Origin of the sequence: Ideonella sp. (assembly GCF_044358605.1) — a bacterium.
Lineage (GTDB): Bacteria > Pseudomonadota > Gammaproteobacteria > Burkholderiales > Burkholderiaceae_C > Ideonella.
The window spans coordinates 20,321-41,820 of the sequence record NZ_JBIKNQ010000049.1 but is presented as its reverse complement, the minus strand read 5'-3'; the positions used below and the strand labels follow the sequence as shown (position 1 = coordinate 41,820).

Annotated in this window: 14 protein-coding genes; 2 read left to right on the top strand and 12 right to left on the bottom strand. The window is 64.7% G+C overall.

Annotated elements, in window-relative coordinates; all coding sequences use genetic code 11:
* The first annotated feature begins 300 nt into the window (after positions 1-300).
* Positions 301-1,428 carry an acyltransferase family protein gene (locus ACIQ3Q_RS16435; RefSeq protein ID WP_396270262.1) on the top strand — a complete coding sequence of 376 codons (1,128 nt, stop codon included), beginning with the start codon at positions 301-303 and terminating at the stop codon, positions 1,426-1,428.
* On the opposite strand, the gene ACIQ3Q_RS16430 is transcribed toward ACIQ3Q_RS16435, so the two are convergent.
* The 6 genes from ACIQ3Q_RS16430 to imuA all read right to left on the bottom strand — a co-directional run bounded on the left by ACIQ3Q_RS16430 (position 1,379) and on the right by imuA (position 8,770).
* A complete protein-coding gene (locus ACIQ3Q_RS16430) occupies positions 1,379-2,764 on the bottom strand; it encodes a sensor histidine kinase (RefSeq protein ID WP_396270261.1) in 1,386 nt (461 codons plus the stop codon). The two genes, ACIQ3Q_RS16435 and ACIQ3Q_RS16430, sit on opposite strands and share 50 nt — an antisense overlap.
* Positions 2,761-3,450: a response regulator transcription factor gene (locus tag ACIQ3Q_RS16425; protein WP_396270260.1), complete on the bottom strand. Its 690-nt coding sequence runs from the start codon at positions 3,448-3,450 to the stop codon at positions 2,761-2,763. Before ACIQ3Q_RS16425 ends, ACIQ3Q_RS16430 begins: the two co-directional genes overlap by 4 nt.
* A 66-nt stretch (positions 3,451-3,516) precedes the next feature.
* Positions 3,517-4,050, bottom strand: a complete 534-nt coding sequence (locus tag ACIQ3Q_RS16420) for a Spy/CpxP family protein refolding chaperone (RefSeq protein ID WP_396270259.1) — start codon at positions 4,048-4,050, stop codon at positions 3,517-3,519.
* A gap of 214 nt (positions 4,051-4,264) precedes the next feature.
* Positions 4,265-5,800 (bottom strand): Y-family DNA polymerase, encoded by a 1,536-nt coding sequence (locus tag ACIQ3Q_RS16415; protein ID WP_396270258.1) that lies wholly within the window; start codon positions 5,798-5,800, stop codon positions 4,265-4,267.
* Positions 5,801-5,939: 139 nt separating this feature from the next.
* Positions 5,940-7,760 carry a CocE/NonD family hydrolase gene (locus ACIQ3Q_RS16410; protein ID WP_396270256.1) on the bottom strand — a complete coding sequence of 607 codons (1,821 nt, stop codon included), beginning with the start codon at positions 7,758-7,760 and terminating at the stop codon, positions 5,940-5,942.
* Between the two features lie 89 nt (positions 7,761-7,849).
* Complete coding sequence (gene imuA / locus ACIQ3Q_RS16405; protein ID WP_396270255.1) at positions 7,850-8,770, bottom strand: translesion DNA synthesis-associated protein ImuA; 921 nt, start codon at positions 8,768-8,770, stop codon at positions 7,850-7,852.
* A gap of 625 nt (positions 8,771-9,395) precedes the next feature.
* Here imuA and ACIQ3Q_RS16400 point away from each other — a divergent pair.
* Entirely contained in the window at positions 9,396-16,187 is a 6,792-nt protein-coding gene (locus ACIQ3Q_RS16400) for an Ig-like domain-containing protein (protein WP_396270254.1), read from the top strand.
* Between the two features lie 154 nt (positions 16,188-16,341).
* Here ACIQ3Q_RS16400 and ACIQ3Q_RS16395 read toward each other — a convergent pair whose 3' ends face one another.
* The 6 genes from ACIQ3Q_RS16395 to ACIQ3Q_RS16370 form a co-directional block, all read right to left on the bottom strand.
* Positions 16,342-17,607 carry a c-type cytochrome gene (locus ACIQ3Q_RS16395; RefSeq protein ID WP_396270253.1) on the bottom strand — a complete coding sequence of 422 codons (1,266 nt, stop codon included), beginning with the start codon at positions 17,605-17,607 and terminating at the stop codon, positions 16,342-16,344.
* A complete protein-coding gene (locus ACIQ3Q_RS16390; RefSeq protein ID WP_396270251.1) occupies positions 17,604-18,326 on the bottom strand; it encodes a c-type cytochrome in 723 nt (240 codons plus the stop codon). Before ACIQ3Q_RS16390 ends, ACIQ3Q_RS16395 begins: the two co-directional genes overlap by 4 nt.
* A gap of 1 nt (position 18,327) precedes the next feature.
* Positions 18,328-19,680, bottom strand: a complete 1,353-nt coding sequence (locus ACIQ3Q_RS16385) for a tryptophan--tRNA ligase (protein ID WP_396270250.1) — start codon at positions 19,678-19,680, stop codon at positions 18,328-18,330.
* A gap of 31 nt (positions 19,681-19,711) precedes the next feature.
* Positions 19,712-20,359, bottom strand: coding sequence for a DUF2087 domain-containing protein (locus ACIQ3Q_RS16380; RefSeq protein ID WP_396270248.1), 648 nt, complete (start codon positions 20,357-20,359; stop codon positions 19,712-19,714).
* 202 nt (positions 20,360-20,561) lie between these two features.
* Positions 20,562-21,020, bottom strand: coding sequence for a GNAT family N-acetyltransferase (locus ACIQ3Q_RS16375; protein ID WP_396270247.1), 459 nt, complete (start codon positions 21,018-21,020; stop codon positions 20,562-20,564).
* 1 nt (position 21,021) lies between these two features.
* Complete coding sequence (locus ACIQ3Q_RS16370; protein WP_396270245.1) at positions 21,022-21,369, bottom strand: hypothetical protein; 348 nt, start codon at positions 21,367-21,369, stop codon at positions 21,022-21,024.
* Between the last annotated feature and the right edge of the window lie 131 nt (positions 21,370-21,500).

The following is a 21,500-nucleotide window of genomic DNA, read 5'->3' as shown; positions in this document are numbered from 1 at the left end:
CCTCAACCACCAGACCCCCATCGAGGCCCTGAAAAAATGGCACGCCTCACACCCCAAGCTCTTCACAAAACGTGTGAATGATCTCCCGGGGCTTGACAGCCAGCTCCCTCTGGGTGATGCTGACCCCGAACAAGACCACCGCAACGCCACCACAATGGCATACTGAAGCCAAAAAGCTGACTCCACCGGCCAATGATTCAGACCGTTATCTCTGGACGGACCTGAAGAACAACCTTTTCGATGTGATGATCTTAGGCCACTGAGTGTTTTCTCGCGGGCCTCCCTGTCGCCCGCCGCTCAATGCCCATCCTTCTTGCCACGAGCTCCTCGCACCTGCGGGGGCTGGACACCCTGCGCGCACTGGCCATTGCGCTGGTCTATCTCTACCACTACCCCTTGTTCGCCGACGGCCGCTTGGAACTGGGGCCGCTGGCCGAGGTGGGCTGGATTGGCGTGGATTTGTTCTTTGTGCTCAGTGGCTACCTCATCGGCAAGCAGATCTTGGGGCCGCTCCACACCGGCCAGCCGTTTGAATTGGGCCGCTTCTATGCCCGCCGTGCGCTGCGCACCTGGCCGGCGTTTTGGGTGGTGCTGGCCGCCTACTTTCTATGGCCCGCCGAGATGGGCGGCCGCACGCCACCCGACTTGTGGCGCTTTCTGACCTTCACCCAAAACCTGGGGCTGCAGCCCGGCACCGCGTTCTCGCACGCTTGGTCGCTGTGCATTGAAGAGCAGTTCTACTTGCTGCTGCCGCTGGTGGTGCTGGCGGCCCACCGCTGGGGCTGGCGGGGTGCCAAGGCTTGGGCCTTGGGGGCGGCGTTTATCGCCTTGGGGGTCGGCGCGCGGGCCTGGTGGTGGCCGCAGGTGGGTGACAAGCCCATGGCCTACTACGCCGCCATCTACTACAACACCCTGTGCCGCTTTGACGAATTGTTGGCGGGAGTGGCGGTGGCGGGCTTGCAGATCAGCCGCCCTGCCGCTTGGGCCTGGCTGATGAGCAAGCGCCGCGAGTTGACGGCGCTGGCCCTGGCCAACTCCGCCCTGCTGTGTTGGGCGCTGCTGACGCACTATGTCGTTGAGGGCCAGGGTTATGGCGCGGTGATGACCATCTGGGGCTACACCTGGGTGGCCTGGAGCTTTGCGCTATGGCTGGTGCTGGCTTTGCACCCTGAGTCTGCGCTGCACCGCTTCACAGTGCCGGGGGCGGCCACTTTGGCCGGGTGGTCCTACACGCTCTATCTGGTGCACAAAGCCGTGGGCCACCTCTTGGCCCCACGGCTGGCCGAACAAGGACTCGCGCCCTGGCCCACCTTTGTGCTGGTGACGCTGGCCAGCTTGGGCGCCGCCGCAGCGCTGAGCGCCCTGGTGGAGCGCCCGATCATGCGCTGGCGTGATCAGCGGTTTGCGGCCCACTCAGCGGCAGCGTGACGATGACCTTGAGGCCAGGCTCAGCCTGAGCAAACTGCAGCGTGCCGCCATGAGCCTCGGCCACCAAGCGGCAGAGGTGCAGCCCTAGGCCCACGCCGCCGGTGGCGCGGCCACGAGCCGCGTCGGTGCGGTAGAAGGGTTCGGCCAGATGGGCCAGTTGCTCAGGCGTCACGCCGGGGCCGTGGTCGCGCACGGTCACGGTCAGCGCCTGGGCCGACCAAGCGGCATGCACCTCCACAGGCGCCCCAGCGCCGTGGCGCAGGGCGTTGTCGATCAGATTGCGCAGCAGCAGGGCCAAGCGCGTGCGGTCGCCCTGCCACGCCGGCGCATCACCGCTGAGGCTCAGGTGTACGGTATCTGGCGTGGCACAGGCCTGCACCGCCTGTTGCAGCAGCGTGGGCCAATCGATGGGCTCCAGGTTCAAGGCTTGGTGGCGCTGCGCCAGGCGCTCGCTTTCCAGCAGGTCGGTGATGAGGTCGCGCATCTCGCCCAGGTCGCGCAGCAGCGCGTCGCGCGAGGCGCCCTCTTCCACCAACTCGGCATTCAAGCGCGCCCGGGTCAGCGGTGAGCGCAGCTCATGGCTGATGGCCAAGAGCAAGGCTCGCTTGGCATCCAACATGCCGCTCAAGTCCGTGGCCATGTGGTTGACGCGCTGGGCCAGCTCGCCCAGCTCATCAGCCCGGCGCACCGGTATCGGCTGGCTGAAGTCACCCTGGCCGTAGCGGGTGACACCTGCGGCGATGTCGTCCAAGGGCTTGAACAGGCGGCGCACCAGCGCATAGGCCAAGCCCGTGAGGCTGAGCAGCACCGCCAGCGTGATCCAGCCCACCCTTTGAGGCTGACGCACAAAAGAGCGCACATCGACACCAAAGGTCAGGGTGTGGCCATCAGCCGTCTGGCGCGCCATCCAGGTCCGAGGGCCGGGATGGTTGGGATAATCAGGCGCATCACTGCCCTGGCCTGGGCCATGGGCACGATGGCGGCGATGCTCAGAAGGCAGCGGCAGCGGTGGCAACTCGTCCAAGTCCGGCCCCGATTGCCACTGCACCAGCGGGCCTTCAATGCGCAGGGTCACGGGCAAGCGCTGGGTCAGTGCCTGGGCCCGCTCAATGCTGGGCGGGCTGCCCACCTCGGCGGCCAGGCGGTCGATGTAGTCGCGCACCAAGGGGCGGATGGCACCGCGCCAGCCTTCGCCAAAGGCACGCTGCATGCCCAGCGAGAAGGTCAGACTCATGGCCACCGCCAGCACCACAAACAGGGCCACCAGCTTCAGGCCCAAAGAGCGCTGCCAGCGCACGCGCCATGTCGGGGTGCCGGGGGTGCTGCCGGTGCTCATCGGGCAGACCCCGCCGCAAAGGCATAGCCGGCGTTGCGCAGGGTCTTGATGCAGTCCAGCGGCTCCAGCTTTTTGCGCAGGCGTGAGACAAGGATGTCCACCGCCCGGGTGTAGAGGTCGGCATCATGGCCGCGCAGGCGGCTGAGGATGTCGTCGCGGCTGAAGACCTTGCGCGGCTCTTTGGCCAGCAGCAGCAGCAATTCGTACTCGGTGCCCGTCAGGGCCAGCACTTCGCCTTGGCGCGTCACCTCGCGGCGCGGCACATCAATCTGGAGGCCCTCAAAGCGCAGCACCTCGGCCTCGCCCGGGTTGGGCGCAGCGGCCACCTTGACGCGGCGCAGCACCGTGGTCAGACGGGCGGCCAACTCGCGCGGCTCAAAGGGCTTGGGCAGGTAGTCGTCTGCCCCCATCTCCAGGCCCACCACCCGGTCGGTCAGCTCGCCGCGGGCGGTCAGCATCAGCACCGGCGTGCTGTGTTGACGGCGGATCTCGCGCAGCACTTCAAAACCGTCCATCTCCGGCAGCATCACATCCAAGATCACGGCGTCAAAGGGCTCGGCAGCAAGGCGTGCCAGCCCCACGCTGGGCCGATCCGCATGGATCACCTCGAAGTCGTAACGCTTCAAATAGGTGGTCAGCGGCGGTGCCAGGTGTTCGTCGTCGTCGATCAGCAGGATGCGGTGCATGGCAGGGGCTAATGAAGAAACCGACCGTGAGTGTGCATCACGGTCGGGACAAGAGCGGCGAGAGGCTTAACGCGCCGGTGCGTCCTTCGCCCCCTGGCCACGATGGCCGCCTTCTGGCCCGTGGCCCATCATGCCCTTACCGCCGCGACGGTTCATGAACTCACGCACTTTTTGTTGCTGCTCGGGCTTGAGGCTGTTGAAGAAGGTAGCGGCTGCGCTGATGACTTGCGGGCTTTGCAGGCGGATGGCCTCGGTCTTGTCGTTGACCAGCGTCTGGGCCTTGGCCACGTCAAACTGGTTGCCCGCAATCAGGGCTTGCATCTGCTCGCGCATGGCGCCGGGCTGGCCGCCGGACATGGCTTTGCGCTGGGCGTCCATCTGGGTGCCCAGCGCCACCAGGTATTGCTTCTGGGTGGCGTCCAGGGCCAGCTCTTTGCTGATGCGGTCGGTCATGCGCTCACGCATCTGGGCCATGTCGGCCTCGCTCATTTGGCCGTGGCGGCCAAAGTGGTGAGAGCCGCCTTGGCTGTAGGCCACACCGGCCACGAGGGCACCTGCGCTGACGGTGGCGATGAGGGTGCGTTTGATCCAGGTCTTCATGGTGACTCCTTAGCGGTGAAAACGTTGTTGCGATGGGTGTCACTGTGCCTGGGCGAGCCTGACATGTCCTTTCGGCGCGGTTTCGCTGTGTTTCGTTTTATGTCATGCCCGACAAAAGCCGCGCACAAAAGCCTTCTGGCTAGGCGGCCCGGCGTAGACAGTACACCCCGTACGGCAAGCCGGGCCAACGACGCCAGAAGGCTTTTTTGCGTGGCTACCCAAACCAGCCTTGTAGAAACCAGCCCTCAGCACCTTGAGCCGCCGGCAGGCGCGGCTTGTAGACCCAGCAGAGGTGGCCATTGGGCAGGCCCGCGATGAAGTAGTCGCGCACCGCCAGGTGCTCGTCCCACCAGCCGGTCTCGATGCGCTCGGGGCCTTCCAGCAGGCGCAAGGGTTGGCCTTGCAGCCATGGGCGGCCCTGGCGCTCTGGCAAGGCTTGGGCTTGGGGCAGCAGCCACAGCGGGCGGGTCATGCGCGGCAGCGCTGCGGGGGCTGCGGGCGCGGCCTGGGCGGGGGCGTTGGAGGGCATGGCTTGCACCGGGTGGGTGCGGGTGGCGCACTCTGGGCGATGGTCGTGTACCAGCCGCAGGCTGTGCACAGCCTCTGCGCCCAGGCGTGCCTGCAAGCGGTCGATCAGGCGCAGCAGGCCGTGGGTGTCCGGCCCGGCCAGCTCCGGAAACAGCTCACCGCTGGGGGCCGCCGTGAACACCGGCTCGGCACAGTGCAGGGCCAGGCTCAGCACCGGGGCCTCCAGGGGCTCGCGGGCCAGGCGCTCGCGCAGCACGGCCAGCCAATGGGCGACATCGGCACTGGGCTCGGCCAAGGCCAGGCCCAGCGTGCTGGTGTGCTGCCCGGCCTCACCTTGCGAGCTGGCCCGCAGCCGGGTTTGGTGCTGCAGGCGAAGCTCAAAGCGCTGCACCCGGGCTTGGTGGGCCCGCGCCCACGCGGCCAAGCGCTGCAGCAGCACGGCCACGGCATCCAGCAAGGGCTCCACCTGTTCGGTGCGAAACGGCAGCTCCAGGCTGCTGTCGAACTGGGTCGGCGGGTTGATCCACTCGCGCGGGTCCGGCGCCTCGCCATAGGCCTGGGCCAACAGGCTTAAGCAAGCGGGCCCCAGGCGGCGCGCCAGGCCTGCACGCGGCTGGGCGCGCAGATCGCCCAGGCGGTTCAAGCCCAGCGCCACACAGCGCTCGGCCAGCGGGCCGGGCAGGCCCAGCACGCCGACGGGCAATTCATCTAAATGCCGGGTCCAAGGGGCCTTGGGCAGCGGCTGGCACAGGCGCGGAGCCTGCGTCGGCTGCGCCTGGGCCAGCCAGGCCGCCGCCAAGGCGGTGGGTGCTTCGGCCCAATGCAGCTGGTGGCCCAGCACGGCCAAGGCCGCCTGCATGCGCTGCCACAAGGCCTCTGCCCCACCAAAACAGCGCAGGCTGGCTTGGACCTCGGCCAGCACCGTGTGAGGCGCTTGCCAACACACCGAGGGGCTGAAGGCCAGCAAGGCATGCGCCAGGGCATTCAGCGCTTGTTGGTCGCGAGCCTCGTCAGTCGCCCCCAGCACCATGCCTGGCACCAGCGCCAGGGCGGTGGCTCGCTTCATGCCTGGCTGCACACCGGCCTGGGCCGCTACGGCATTGCCGACCAAGATGCGGTGCTGCGCCACCAGAGCCAAGGGCGTGAGGGGCGCAGCGGCCCCCAAAGTGGCCGCAAAAGCCTCCAGCGACAGCGCAGGGGCATGCACCCCGATCCAGCGCATAAGGCCACTCAGGCGGCTGCCAAGGCAGCAAAGAACGCAGTGCGCGCGGGCATGGTGAAGGCATCTCAGTCTCAACACGAAGATGCGCAGAATACTGTATTTTCATACAGTATTCCATGAGCCCGTCAGGCCCGCTCGTTCAACGCGTCTTGGCGCGACCGGCCTCCACAAACTCGCGCACAAACTCGCGCAGATCGCGTGTCGGTTCACGCGGGCCGACGGTGGTGGTGCGGATGTCGCGCACGCGCTCAGCCGGGCGTGCCAAGCTGCGGAGATCACCCGACAAGGGCATGGTGATGGTGGACATTTCGGTGTCCAGCGTCACCTTCACCGGTGCATAGGCGATCAACGGGTTGGGCTTTTCGGCGCTGATCACCACCCCCAGGTTGTGCCCCGCTTCAAAAATCCGGTCGTCCGCATTGATCTCCCAGGTCAGGGTGTACCACTTGCCCGGCACCAGCTCACGCTTTTTGTCCCAGCCTCTGTGATGACCCAGATCAGCGATGGTGCGCGACACCACATAGGCCGACCCGGTCGTGCTGTAGTCCACCACGCGGGCCTGAAGACCCGCCGCAGCCTTGTCTACTTGCACCCGCACACTGAGGGTGGCGGTGCCTGCCAAGCGCACCGGGCTGCTCAGGGCATTGCTCAAGAACACGAGCCGATCTGCACGAGTTTGGGTGGGGTTGGCGACGATGCTGTCTCTGGAATAGGCCGTCGCCTGGGTGAAACTGAGATAGCGCTCGGCCAAGCTGGGGGCGGCCGCACTGGCGCTCAAGCGGCCCGCGGCTTGGCCCAAGGGGGATGTCAGCTTCAAGATGTGGTCGGTGGTGCCTGCAGGCGGCCACACCGCATCAGTCGACCATGTCTTGTTCTCGCGCTGGATGATGGCTTGCGGCTCTTGCGGCACCCCGTTGTCCAAGCCTTGCAGGTAGTAGTCAAACCATTGCAGCAGCGGCGTGGAGTAGGTGGCGCCAAAGTCGTAGAAGGGCTCAATGTGCTCGCCTTGGTGCAAGAACAGGCGGCGCTCCACGCCCAGGCGGCTCAGCTCGCTCCACCACTCGCCGAACTGCCGGGTTTTGACGTTCTCGTCATTCAAGCCGTGCACCACAAACACACTGGCCTTGATCTTGGCGGCGTTGATGCGGAAGTCCCGCACGCTCCACCACTTGTTGTAGTTACCGGTCGGGTCATCCGAGCTGGTTTGCAGCACCGGGGTCAGGTCGCGGCAGGTCTGGCTGAAGTAGTTGCTGACATAGTCATTCAGGAAAGTGACATGCTCCGCAAAGAAGGGGATGCCATTGCCGCGGGTGTAGTCGTACCAGCTGGAGATGGCCGCCACCGGAACAATGGTCTTCAGGCCCTCGACGCCGGTGGAGGCCACCGCATTGGCAATGGTGCCGTCCCAAGAGACCCCAATCATAGCCGACTTGCCCGTGCCCCACAGCGTGGCATCAGCCGGTGTGCCATTGGCATAGAAGCCACGCGCACGGCCATTCGCCCAGTCGATGACCGCCTTGGACCCTTGCACCTCGCGCGTACCGCCGACATCGGCGCAGCCGGTTGAAAAATCGGTGCCCGGCAAAGCCACCGTGGCCACGGCATAGCCATAGGGCACGAAGAAGTCTGTCTCCCACTCCTGCCGAGGCTGCTGCGCAAAGTACGGGGAGGCGTGGATGATCAAGGGCACCTTGGCACCCGGTGCTGTGTTGGGGCGGGTCAACTCCACCCGAATGCGGTCTGACTTGCCATCGCGGTCATCGTCGCGGCCAGTCTCGACAAACACCACCTCACTGATGGCCTCGGCGCGATTGAAGAAAGGCACGGTCTGCTGGCCCACCACCCATGGTCGGCTCGGGTCCCCGGTGGCTGCACCCGCAGGGGTCCCAAGCACGATCAGGCTTGTTCCGACAAGCAGCCCCGCCATACCGCGGTAAAGGGTCGGATGAGTCAATGTCATGGTGTGGCCTCGACAGGAAGTTAAGCGATACGCATCGGCGCACTATAGAAGTGCATGCCCCATTGAACCGACTGGCTCCCTAGTTCGCCCTAGGGGGCTTTGAACCATGCGGATGGCTCCTCTTCTTGCACATGACGACGAGGAAGCACGCCCAAGGCCGCCCCTGTGGCACGCTGACGCAAGCGCTGAGCCGACAGCGGCGCATTCGCCTGTGTGGCGGCGGCATCCTCCGCCCAAGCTTGGGCCACGCCCAGGCCACGTGCAGACAAGACAGCCGGCAGCGGCAACAGCAAAGGCTGAGTCCAACTGGGTCCCCGCCGCTTAACACCCGTCAGAGCCAGCAGATCAGGCCCAGCGGCCTGCAGGCGCAGGCGCAAGGGCGCCGGGCTGGCCTGGGCGGCGTCGGACTCAGGCCGCCACAAAAAGACAGGCCCTGCCTGGGCCTGGGCGGCCAGTTGCAGGCGGCGCAAGGCCTCTTGTGGCAGGTGTGCAGGCAGCCAGGCCAGCACGGCACCCGCTTGGCCACTGCGTAAGGCTTGCTCTAAGACCCAGCACAGATCGGCCCAAGGGGCGCGCGGCGCCCCCTTGCGCACGGCGCGCCGTGGTGGCGCCAGCTCGGGCCGCACCACCACGCAGCGCTCAGGTGCACAGCCCATCTGCAGCAAGCCTGCTGCAGAGAGCAAGGCGGGAGGTTGCACCCACAGCAGAGCCTGCCCTTGCGCACTCAGGCGCGCCAGCAGCGGGGCCAGCAGCCGCAACTCACCCAAGCCTGGGCCCGGGAGTAACAGCTCCGTCAAGGCTCGGCCGGGCCAGCCGCCACCGGGCAGTTCGGCATCCAGGGCGGCCCAGCCGCTGGGCCAGACGTCGTCTGCCGCGCGCCCGCCCGTCAAGCCTATGCGGGCTCGCCACACCAAAGGGTGCAATGGCCCGGCCGTAGCCAAGCGCACCGCCGGTGAGGGGGCGGCCACACAGGCTGCTGCATCGAGAGAGGAGGCGGTGGGCGTGCTCATGGTGCTGTATGTTTATACAGTATCATGCCGTTCCTTGAGGCCTTGATCAAGTTGCCTGCGCAAAGCGCCACGCGCCGCGCATCCCAGCCAGGGTTCGGTTGCAGCCGACCCTGGCTTCTTTTTAGGGGGCTCGCAGCAGCCCTCGTGGCGACTCAGGCATGAAATATTTATTTCAACTCTAGAGAGCCTCTAAAAATAAATTCCGCCATAGCGAGAGCAAAGAAACTTTAGTTTCTTTGGCGCAATAAAATCAAGCTTCGGCAGCGCGCGAATTAAACACGAAATCCGACTCACTAGGCCCGTATCACGGGGTCCAAAGTATCTAAACAAGCACGCCGCCGCCTGCCACGCCAGAGTGGTGCCAGCGCTGGGAAGCGCACGCTCTGACGGGCCTCACCCTGCCACGACAGCCTGAGACATTCATGTCTTTTTAGATATAAAAATAACTCACACTTAAACTGTTTGAGAGTTTTAAACAGCAGGGGTGAATCTGTAAATATTCCGCAACTCACGGGAATCGTGATGAATACCCACATCAAGCGCGACTTAAATTATTAGAATATTTTTGCAACCAATGCTTACACCTGCTTGAGCAGCCCCCGTCAAGACGCGAAGGAGATCCACCTTGTCCAAGCCCCATAAAGTCAAAGCACGCATGCTTATCGACGGCCAGACCACCGCAACCAGTTCAGCTGCCAGCGTGGCCCGGGTCGATGAGACCCTCCAGTCTGCGGCAGCCCCCATGCAGGCAGCCGCTGTCACCGACCCCGAGGCCAGCAGCACCTTGAGCACCAAGGGTGCCAGTGGCGTGCCCCTGCCCAATGAAGCGCCGGTGGTGGTGGACGAGTGGATCACGGTCAAGGCCGGTCAGCCCGTCTCGGCGCACCAGTCTGTGCTGCTGGGCAATGACCGCGACAGCGACGGCGGCACGCTGAGCATCACCGAGTTTGGCAAGCCCTCGCATGGCACCCTGACCAAGGCCGCCGATGGCACCCTGACGTATGTGGCCAACGGCAACTACAGCGGTGATGACAGCTTCACCTACACCGTCAGCGATGGCCAGGGTGGCTTCACCACCGGCACCGTGCACATCAAGGTCGAGTCTTGCAGCCCCACCAACAAGCCCCCGGTGGTGGTCGATGAGTGGGCCAGTGTGCGTGGCACCAACCCCGTCTCTGCCCATGAGAGCGTCTTGCTGGCCAATGACAGTGACCCCGAGGGTGGTGCGCTGACCGTGCGCAATCTGAGTGACCCACCGCATGGCACGCTGACCCGTGCCGCCGATGGCACGCTGACCTACAAGGCCGACGCAGGCTTCAGCGGCACCGACAGCTTCACCTATGAGGTGGTGGACCCGCAGGGCAATGTCACCGTGGGCACGGTGCATCTGTGTGTGTTGCCTGCCAACTTGTCGGTGACCATCACCGATGTGCGTGATGATGTGGGCGCCGTCCAAGGCACCGTGGTCGATGAAGGCCGCACTGATGACCGCCGCCCTGCCCTGCAAGGCAAGACCGAGGCCAATGCGCTGGTGGACATTTATGACGGCACGACCAAGCTCGGCCAGGTCAAGGCTGACGCCAGCGGCAACTGGAGCTTCACGCTCACCACGGATCTGGGTGATGGTCGCCATGACTTCAAGGCCGTGGCCACGGCCGTTGATGGTGCGACCGCTCAGAGCAATGAGTGGTCGGTCACGGTGGATTGCGGCACCACACCACCTCCTCCTCCTCCTCCCCCTCCTCCGCCTGCGCTGCCCGCCCCCGTGGTGGCGATTGGCGAAGACTTGAACAATGACGGCTTGATCAACAAGGCCGAGAAGACCGGCCCGGCTGACGCCATCGTCACGCTGCCCGTGGGCGCCAAGGCCGGTGACACGCTGATCGTGACCGACCAGAGCGGTGCCAAGCAAGAGAAGCTGCTGACCGCAGCCGACATTGCCGCAGGCAAGGTGACCTTTGTGGATGGCTTTGCCATGCCCGCAGAAGGCCAGACGCTGACGCTGACCGCGCAGATTCGCAGCGCTGAGGGCGTGCTGTCTGAGAAGGGCACTGACGCTGCTGTGGTGGACACCACGGCCCCTGGCAACCCCATCGTTACCATCACCACCGACAGCGACAACAATGGCCGCATCAACCAAGGTGAGTTGACCGCCGCTGGCGGTGTGGATGTCAAGATCGACCTGCCCGACACGGCCAAGGCCGGTGACAAGCTCATCGTGGTCGACCAAGCGGGCAACAAGGTGGAAGTGACGCTGACGGCCGCACAGATCGCCGCCAAGTCCGTGACCTTGGACAACGCCTTCCCAGCCCCAGCTCACAATGCCACGCTCACAGTCACCGCCACGCTGACAGACCCTGCGGGCAATGTCTCGGGCCCGGGCTCTGACAGCGCCATCATTGACTGCCCGCCGCCTCCGCCACCTCCTCCGCCCACGGTCCCCGCCCCGGTGGTCACCATCGCCAATGATGTGGACAACAACGGTTTGCTCAATCGCGGTGAAGTCCAGGGCCGTGCCGACATCGTGGTCGACCTTGACCCCAGTGTGAAGGCCGGTGACCAAGTCTTTATTGAAGACCAGGCCGGTAACCTGATTGGCCGCAAGCTGACGGTGGAAGAGGCCGCTGCACGCCAGATCACCTTCACCGACGCCTTTGAGTTCCCCGCCGAGGGTCAGACCCTGCGGGTGGAGAGCTATATCCGCACCGCTGGTGGCGCGCTCAGCACGCGCAGCAGTGACCAAGCCGTGGTCGACACCACAGGCCCGGGCAACCCCACCGTGGCCATCGTCACCGACACCAACAACGACGGCCAGATCAGCAAGGCTGAGTTGACCAATGCGGGTGGCAATGATGTGCGGGTGGGCTTGCCCGCCACGGCCAAGGTTGGCGACATCATGACCGTCACCGACCAAGACGGTAACCGCGTTCAGCGCCCGCTGACGGCCGCTGAGGTGGCCGCAGGCAGCGTCTTCTTGGACAACGCCTTCCCCAACCCCGGTGATGGCAAAACCCTGACCGTCAGCGCCACGCTCACCGACCCAGCAGGCAATGTCTCTGACACCGCCCGCGACAGTGCGGTGATGACGCTGACGGCCCCCACGGTGACCATCACCATCGTGGATGACAAGGACAATAACGGCACCATCACCCGCAATGAAATCGGCGCGGCCACCCGGGTAGACGTTCGCCTGGACCTGCCCGCCAGCATCCGTGCCGGTGACAAGGTCGAGGTCACCGACAACCAGGGTAATGGCGTCAGCAAGACGGTCACCGCAGCCGATGTGGCCGCCAAGCAGATCACCTTCAATGACGCCTTCCCGCTGCCTGCTTCTGGCGCCACCATTGAGGTGACGGCCAAGGTCACGGACACTGCGGGCAATGAGTCGCCGCTGTCCAAGGACTCTGCGCTGTTTGATGGCAACTACCTGCCCACCGGCACGGATGATGTGAACACGGTGCGTGGCTTTGCGACGCCCATGGCCACCATTCTGGCCATGAACCAAGACAGCGGCACGGTGGTGCCTGCAGGCCAGACCTGGGTCACCACCGATGGTGATGCGGGCCGTGCGGTCTTCGGGCAGCTCAGCTCGCTGCTGGTGGCTGGCATGACGGTGCAGATCAGCAGCTCGGACCACCCGGGCCAGTGGATCAATGCCGTGGTCAGCAGCGATGGTCTGCGTTGGACGGCCGTGGACAACACCACGCACAGCGCCGACTGGAGCTACACCGCTCGCGTGCTCAACACCGACGGCACCGTGCTGACCACCTCGGTGGCCCAAGCGGTGGACTACCGCGACGCAGCTTCGGGTGCACCCAGCATCGACAGCTTCGGCACGCAAGCGGGCAACAGCAGTATTGCGCTGGGCGGCGAAACGGGTGACCAAACGCTGGTCATCAATGGCCGGGCCTCGGGTGGTGCGGCCAGTGCCGGTCATACCATTGAAGTCTTCGCCAATGGCACCTCCCACCCCGTGGGCACCGCCGTGGTCAAGGCCGATGGCACCTGGAGCCTAGACCTCAGCGGCACCACGCTCAAGGATGGTTCCTACAACTTCTATGCCCGGGATATGGATGGTGGGGATTGGTCTAACAAGGCCACTGTCAACATCGAAGCACCGAATGGGTCCGTCGAAAACTGGGCGGATTGGGGGCAGGCCATTGGCTATACAACCACTGTCAACACCTATGGTGGCACGCAACCGAAGGGCAGCTTGCAAACCACAGACGGCGTGGTCAATGTCACGTCGCAAGTGACCAACGATTCGTGGTTCGGTGTGATGCCCAGCAACAACCAGGTCGCGGGCAATTTGCAGGGGCTCTTCCCCGGTGGCAGCGCCGACGGACGTGAAGGCACCGGCTTATATGTCTACAACAAGGGCGTCTTAACGCTGAGTTTTGACAAAGCCATCACCGACCCCAATTTGCTGTTCTTCGGGCCGGACAGCACCGTGACGGTGCGGGCATGGGATGCCAACGGTCAGCTCTTTCAGCCCACGCTCTCTTTGGTCGCTAACAGTTCAACGGCCGGTCTCGGCGCTATCACCAACAACAGCTTTGTCGGCCAGAGCGGGCAAGGAGTGATGGAAGTCCAGGGCCAGATCACCAAGATCGAGATCAGCCAAAACGCACCGAGCGGAAACTGGGAGTACTACGTGCAACTGGGGCAAAAGGCTGCACGCGACGGTACGTCTTACGGCACCGACGACGGCTCCATCGTGCCGGGCACACCGTCCCTGGTCGATAACAGCGGCAACGATGTACTGAGCTTTGCCTCTCAGGCTGCGTTGGATGCTGCGCTGGCCAAGGGCAGCATTGAAGGCGGCGATGGCATTGACACCCTGCGCCTGACGGGCACGGGCATGCGCCTGGACCTAAGCAACCACTCCAGCACCCCGGGCGTGGACCAAGACGTCAACAACTACGAGAAGTTCGACCTTGGCACTGGCGGCAAGAACTCGCTGGTCATGAGCGTCAACGACGTGCTGGCACAGGGCCAAACCAATGCCTTCACCGTCAATGGTCGCACCCAGGTCATGGTGCTGGGCGACAACACCAACAGCCTGACACTGAGCCACTTGGTGGACAACGGCGGCGACACCGGCAACTGGGCCGCTGCAGGCACCGTGCTGGTTGACGGCGTCAGCTACAACGTCTTCAACCACAGCAGCCTGCCCGCTCAGGTGCTGGTCAAACCCGGTGTGCAGGTCTTGCTGCCCGCCGACCCCGGCACCCCGGCTGAAACCACCACCTTCCCGCAGGTCAGCGGTCAGGTGCTCACCAATGACGACGACCCCGATGGCCCTGAGGACCAACTGCGTGTCGCCGGTGTGGACAACAACCCCGGCGTCACCCCCGGTGAGAACGTGGGCAACCGCATTGAAGGCACCTACGGTCACCTGACGCTGAACGCCGATGGCACCTACACCTATGTGGCCGACAAGTCGGCCGGCCTGACCACCCCGCAGCAGGATGTCTTCTACTACCTGCCCAAGGACGGCCAAGGCGCTTATGCCGAGAAGCCCGTGAAGCTGACCATCAATGTGGACCCAGCCCTCGCCAATGTCACCTCGGTCAGCTCGCCCGACACCGTGACGGAAGGGCAGGACTTGGTGTTCACCGTGGGCACGTCCGCGTCCTCCGCAGCGACCACCATGACACTGCAGGTGCTCAGCGGCAGCGGCACGGCGGGTGTGGACACCACCACGCCACTGCAGGTCAACTTCGGCAAGGGCTGGGTCGATGTGGTGGGAGGGCAGGTCTCCGTCCCCGCAGGCACCACGAGCTATCAGGTCAAGGTTCCCACCGTCGACGACAAGCTCATCGAGAAGTTGGAAACCGTGCAGCTGAAGGTCACGTCCACCACGGGTTCCAACGCCCAAGGAACGGGCACCATCATGGACAACGACCTGCAGGGCAACACGGCGCAAGGCACTGAGGACAACCCGGTCACCTTGACCTGGAACCACTTCAATCTCGACAACCTGCCGGGCGCAACAAAGCTGCAAATCACTCAGTTGCCTGCTGACGGCAAGCTGGAGTTCAATGACAACGGCACATGGCGTGCCGTCGCGGTGAACCAGCAGTTCAGCAAGGACGACATCCAGGCCAGCAAGCTGCGTTTTGTACCGGACGCGAATGAATCTGGTACCGATGCCTACGCAGCGCCTGGGGTGGGCAATAAGCTGAGTGACTACGCAGAATTGCAGTTCACCGCCTTTGACCAAGGCACCCTGCCCTTTACCGGCGGCAAACTTGCCATCGACATCTCGCCAGATGCGGACTTGGGCACCCTCTCCGTGCGAGCCACCCCTTCCAGCTATGGCAGCCTAGCCGGTCTTGGTGGGTACGTTTGGGACAAGTACACCTTCACGGTGAGTGGCGCGAGTGGCGACACCGATGGCAGCGAGCGTACACGCATCGCACTGTCGAACAAGCCTGCCGACTACTCCCTCAACAGCACGGATGCGCGGGTCGCGATCATTGATGCCACCGGCGTGGCAAAACTCGTCACACCCGATGCCAACGGGCTGTTCTGGGTCAGCCCCACCGACCAAGTCTTTGTCTCGCAGTTCACGCTGCCGGGTCACCCTGTTCCCTATAGCTCGATCGCCTTCACGCTGTGGCGTGAAGAGGTCAATGCTGCAGGCACGGTGCTGGACGCTGAGAAAACTGGCACCAGTGGCAACTACTGGTGCCCACCCTCTCCGTTGGTCCTCGACCTCAACGGCGATGGCGTGCAGACAGTGGGGCAGACCGACGGTGTGTACTTCGACCTCGATGCCGATGGCCGCACGACCCGAGTGGGCTGGACAGATGGCAAAGATGGCCTGCTCGCCCTCGACCGGAACGGCGACGGGCAGATCACCTCGGGTGCTGAACTGTTCGGCGATCACACCCCTTCCGCCGCGGGTGGTAAAGCAGCCAATGGTTTTACCGCACTCAGCGAGTTGGACAGCAACCACGACGGCAAGTTCGATGCCCAAGACAGCCTGTGGCAAAACGTCCAAGTCTGGGTGGACAGCGATCACGACGGCGTCAGCCAAGGCTCAGAACTCAAAGGCCTGGCTGAGGTGGGGGTGGAGTCCATCAACCTGAGCGCGTTGGAGGGGTCCAGCTACCAGCATGGCAACTTCTTCGGCCTTCACGGCAGCGGCACCCTGCAAAGCGGCCAAGCGTTCGATGTGGTCGACGTCTGGTTCCAAGACAGCAATGAAGAAGCCCCTGCTGCCCAGAACACGGCACTGAGTGCTGCGGATGTACTGACGGACAAGGCGGCTCTGGCACTTGAACCCGCCAGCGCTCCACACGCAAGCCATACGGCCGCCGATGGCGACGTTCAATGGGCCGGCCACGCCGTGAATCACCACCGTGTGGTCTTTGAGCGCTGGGATGAGCCGACCCAGGCCATGCTGTAAATCTGGGCACGAGCAGGCGGGCTGAGCAGCTCGCCCACCTCCGAGCCGCTCGGCGCCCGCTGAGCGGCTTTTTTCATCCCCTTGCTTGCTTGAAGCCTAAAGCGCTGAAAACCTGGAGTCGGCTTGTCCTGCCGCAGCCAGGCGCTTCAAAGTGTCAATGCTTGGTGGACCAGCGCCACACATCCAGCTCGCTGACCGCCGAGGCTTGATGGCCCCAGGACTGGCGGATGAAACTCAGCAAGGCGGCCATCTCAGCATCCGATAAATCCAGCGGCGGCATGCCGTAGGGCTGGGGGTGTGCGGCTGTGGCAGGGGCAAAGCCGCCTTGGCGCACCTTGAGCATCAGGTTGATGGCGGTGGGCTGCAGCACCGTAGGGTTGCCTGCCAGTGGCGGGTAAGCGTCCACGGCACCCTGGCCTTGCACCCCGTGGCAGTCGGCGCAATGTGTGGTGTAGAGGCTTCTGCCTTGGGCCAGCAGCTCAGGGGCTGCTGGCGCCGCCACCTGGGCGGCGGGCACAGCGGGCAGGCTTTGCAGGTAGAGGGCCACCGCACGCAGATCGTCCGTTTGCCAGTGTTGCATGCTGTGCAGCACGACCTCGGCCATGGGGCCGCTCACCGTGCCTTGGGGGCCCTGACCCGTCTGCAACAGCTGCACCAGGCCTTGGGCTGCGGCCTCACCTGCGGGCAGGGCCAGCGGCGGTGACCACCAGCCCTCACCGGGCATATGCCCGCCCACCAAGCCACCGCTTTGGCCGCCGAGGGCGCTGCGCGACGCATGGCAGGCGGCGCAATGGCCCAAGCCGTTCACCAAAGCCGCGCCGCGCTGCAGCGGGGTGGTCATCTCGCTCAAGGCCACTTGGGGCTCGGTGACTGCCTTGAAGTAAAGCAGGCGCCAAACAGCCTGGGCGACCTGGGTGTTGTAGGGAAACCCAAGTTGATGTGCTGGTGCTTCCTGCTGCACCGCAGGCAGGCTGTGCAGATAGGCATACAAGGCGTCGCTGTCGGCCCGGGCCAGATGGATGAAGGCTGTGAATGGAAAGGCCGGCAACAGCAAGCGCCCGTCGCGCCCTCGCCCATGGTGCATGGCGTGCCAAAAGTCCTCGGCGCTCCAGCGGCCCAGGCCGGTCTCGGCGTCGGGGGTGAGGTTGCTGGTGTAGACCGTGCCAAAGGGCGTGGCCAGTGGGCGCCCCCCGGCCAGGGCGGGTCCGCCCTGGGCCGTGTGGCAGCCAGCGCAATTGCCTAAGCGTGCGAGGTAGGCGCCACGCTCCAGGGTGGCGGCGTCACGCAAAGGGTTGGCAGCCTCAGCGCCGGCCCTGGTGGGGCCACCCCACAGTTCGCGCGCGACCAAAGCGGCTAGTACCAGGGCGACCAACAGCGCCAGCGCCGCCAGAGCACGCATCACCTGCCGCAGTCTCGTCATGGGGTCACGCTGCCGCAGCGCTGCGGCATAGGCTGGGGCAATTGTGCGGCGGGCTTGGCCGGTGTGGGAACGGCCTGCGTGGTCAGCCAGGCGGCGATGGCGGCGATCTCCTCGGTTTGCAACTGGCGGGAGATGTGCGCCATGCAGTCTGGCTGGGCGGTAAGGCGGGTTCCGGCGCGCCAAGCGCCCAATTGCCCCACCACATAGTCTTGCGGCAAGCCCAGCAAACCGGGGATGGCCGGGGCCACCCCCATCAGCGCCGCACCATGGCAGGCCACACAGGCGGGCAGTTTGCGGGCTGGGTCTCCCTGCTGGACCAGCCCTCGACCCAGCGCCAAGGCTGCGGAGGTGGCGGGGCGCTGAGCCACCGGCAGGTAGGGCACCTCCAGGCTCGCAAAGTGCTTGGCCAGTGTGCGCAAATAGTCGTCCGTCAGCGGTGCCAGCAGCCGGGCCATGGCCTCATGGGGGCGGCGTCCGTCTCTGAAGGCCAGCAATTGCTGGTAGAGATAGCCCTCTGGTTTGCCGGCAATGCGCGGCACATAGCCCTGGGGGGACGAGCGCCCTTGCGGCCCGTGGCAGCCCGTGCAAGCCAGGGCGCGCTGCGCGATGGTGTCTGGCACGCGCAAGGGTGCGGCGGACTCTGCGGCAGCGCTGCCCAGAGCCCAGCTCAGCAGCCCTGCCGCTAGGCCGCATTGCATCCACGCGCGGCTCAAGTACACGTTAAGCGGCCTCTTGGGCGTCGGCCAGCAAGGCCGCCAAGGCCGCGTGCACGTCGGCCTCGGCCACGCCAGCGCCAAGCTGCACCGGGGCTGCGGCCAGCGCGGCTGCGCCTTCGGTCTTCAGCTTTTTGACCCAATCGCCCGCGTCGCGCCCACCGGCAAAGGCCTGGCTTTGCAGTAGCACGCGGCCGTCATGGGCGCTGAGCTTGAAGTAGAACTGGCCGTCGGCCTCGCGGTATTGCTTGAACACTGGCAGCTGCACCTTGGCCTTCGCCACCGGGGCCGCGCTCTGGGCCAGCGGCTGGAAGCGCCGCAAACCCACCGCATGGCGCAGCTCCGCCAAGAGCGGCGCAGCGATAGCGCGCGCCTTGGCTGCGCCCTTTTGCAGAACAGCTTCAATCTCTTCGGGGCGCGCCATCAGCGCGTCATAGCGCTCGCGCATGGGCCCGATCTGGCCATTGATCTGCTCGAACAGCCTTTGCTTGGCCTCGCCCCAGGCCAGGCCGCCACGCAGCTCGGCGCGGAAGGCGGCGCGTTGCTCAGGCGTGGCAAAGGCATCAAACAGGGACACCAGGTGGGCACTGTCCGGGTCTTTGGGCTCGCCGGGCAGCTTGGAATCGGTGACCACCCGGGCGATGGCCTCGCGCAGCGCCTTTTCGCCGCCTTCAAACAGCGGGATGACGTTGTCGTAGCTCTTGCTCATCTTGCGGCCATCCAGCCCGGGCAGCAGCTCCATCTCTTCATCGATCTGCGCCTCGGGCAACACGAAAAAGTCGCTGCCCTTCCCGAAGAGATGGTTGAAGCGCTGGGCCACGTCTCGGGTCATCTCGATATGTTGGGCCTGGTCTTTGCCCACCGGCACGATGTGGGCGTTGAACATCAAAATGTCCGCCGCCATCAAGATGGGATAGCTGTAGAGGCCCATGGTGATGCCGGCGTCTGGGTCTTCACCGGCCGCCACATTGGCGTCCACCGCGCCCTTGTAGGCATGAGCGCGGTTCATCTGGCCTTTGGAGGTGACGCAGGTCAGCAGCCAAGTCAGCTCAGGGATCTCAGGGATGTCGCTCTGGCGATAGAACACCGCGCGCTCGGTGTCCAGCCCGGCCGCAATCCAGGTGGCGGCAATCTGCAGACGCGAGGCTTCAATGCGGGCCGGTTCGTCGCACTTGATCAGTGCGTGGTAGTCGGCCATGAAGAAAAAGCTCTCCACGTCCGGCTGGCGGCTGGCCGCAATCGCAGGCCGCAACGCCCCCACATAGTTGCCCAGATGGAGGGTGCCGGTGGTGGTGATGCCAGTGAGAACGCGTTGAATAGCCATGGGGTGCGAAATCTTGGGTGGGGTCAGAGTTTCCATAGATTGTCGCCCAGCGCGCTCCCCCCTGCGTTCACCGCCTGGCGCGCAAGGCCTGCAGCACCGCCCGAATCTCGTCGCTGGGCCGCTGCGGCTCCTTCCAGTAGGCCGAGCAGTCAGACTTGCGCGCCAACAAGCCCATCTCCACCAGCTCGCGCCGGGGGGTCACATGGTCGCCATAGGTGGTCCAGGCCTTGAGGATGTCGTTGACCTCGCGCTCGGTGTAGGTGCGGCCGCTGTCAAAACGCAGCCACAAGCCCCACATGGCAATGCGCTGCACGCTGAACTTGTGCGGCCAACGCGCCAGGCGGCCCAACTCGTCGAACTGCGTCAGCGCCTTGGCCGCGCCGGCGGACAAGGGCTGGGTGCCGGGCTCCACGGCCGCTGGCGCAGGCGCAGGCGCTTTGGGCGCGGCGCTGGCTTTGGGCACCGCCACAGGGGCGGGTTGCGCCTTCAAGGCCTGGTAGTTGCGGTGGCCCACCGCACGCGCCAGCATGTTCAGCAAGGCCAAGTGGCTGGGCACCACCTGGTTGGCCACTGCACCCTGAGCTTCAGCATAGGTGGCCAGTTGGCTGCGCAGGGCTTTGGCCAGCGCCGAGGCGTCGGCGGTTTGCAAAGCCACGGTTTGGCGGCTGCGGGCCGATGAGGAAGGGGAAGAAGAAGATTCAGAAGAAGTCGCCATGACATCACACTCCGGGCGCGAAACGCGGGGGGCCGATGACGAACATCGGTCAGGCGGGGATCGCCGACTTGCAGCCGCGTTTCACGCTCTGGGATGAGAGATGAAAGAAGCGGATGAATCTCTTGGGAAAACTGAGGCAGGTTTAGCTCGTGAACCGAAGGTCACGCGGCGATGCCTGGGTGAACTGCCGACCGGGGCCGCATCATACACGCAGGGTGTAATAGCGAAAGGTGGTATCCAGATTCCAGCCCAGTGACTCATACAGCGCCTGCGCGCGGGCGTTGGTGTGCGCGGTCGAGAGATCCAACCGCACGGCGCCCATCTGGGCTGCGGCCTCCTGTGCAGCTTGCATCAGCACGCGGCCCACACCACCGCACCGCGCCTCAGTGCTGACGAAGAGGTCATACAGCATGGCGGTGCGGGCCATCTCCACCGAGCACCAGGTGGGGTAGAGCTGCACAAAGCCCAACAGCGGCCCCCTGCCCTCAGCTTGAGCCACACAGATCACCGACTCTTCAGCCACCATGCGAGCCTGCAGATAGGCCTGCGCGGCCGGCTCATCCGAAGGCTGCTCGTAAAACTGACGGTAGGCGTCAAACAGCTGTGCCAACTCGGGCAGGTCGGCCAACGTGGCAGGTCGGGTAGTGAGTGCAGAGTTCATGTCAGCGGGCTTTGTCATCCCAGTGGAAGTGGTGCAGCAAGCGGTGCATAAAGGGCGAGAACATCATGGCTGCGGTGACGATGAACACCAATCCCGCATAGAGCGCATAACAACCCGCAAAGACCTTACCTGCCACGGTTTGTGGCGGATTCACCGGCCCCATGCCGCCCAAGAGCATCGCGGCGTTCAAAAAGGCATCCACCAGGCTCAGCTGCTCAAACACCATATAGCCCGCAACGCCTAACACCAGCGAGCCCACCAACAAGGCCAATACCCAAGCGGCCTGGCCCAGCAAGCGGCGGTGAAACTCCGGGCGCGTCAGCGGCCGGGTGGTGCGTGACTCATACATGGCGATATGACAACGGGTGATGCATGACAGCATTGTGCGGCGACTTGGCAGGGCACTTCATGTCGACGCATGACGACATAGCGATACACTGATTCCAAAAAATGGACACAGATTTCAACTAACAAAATGAA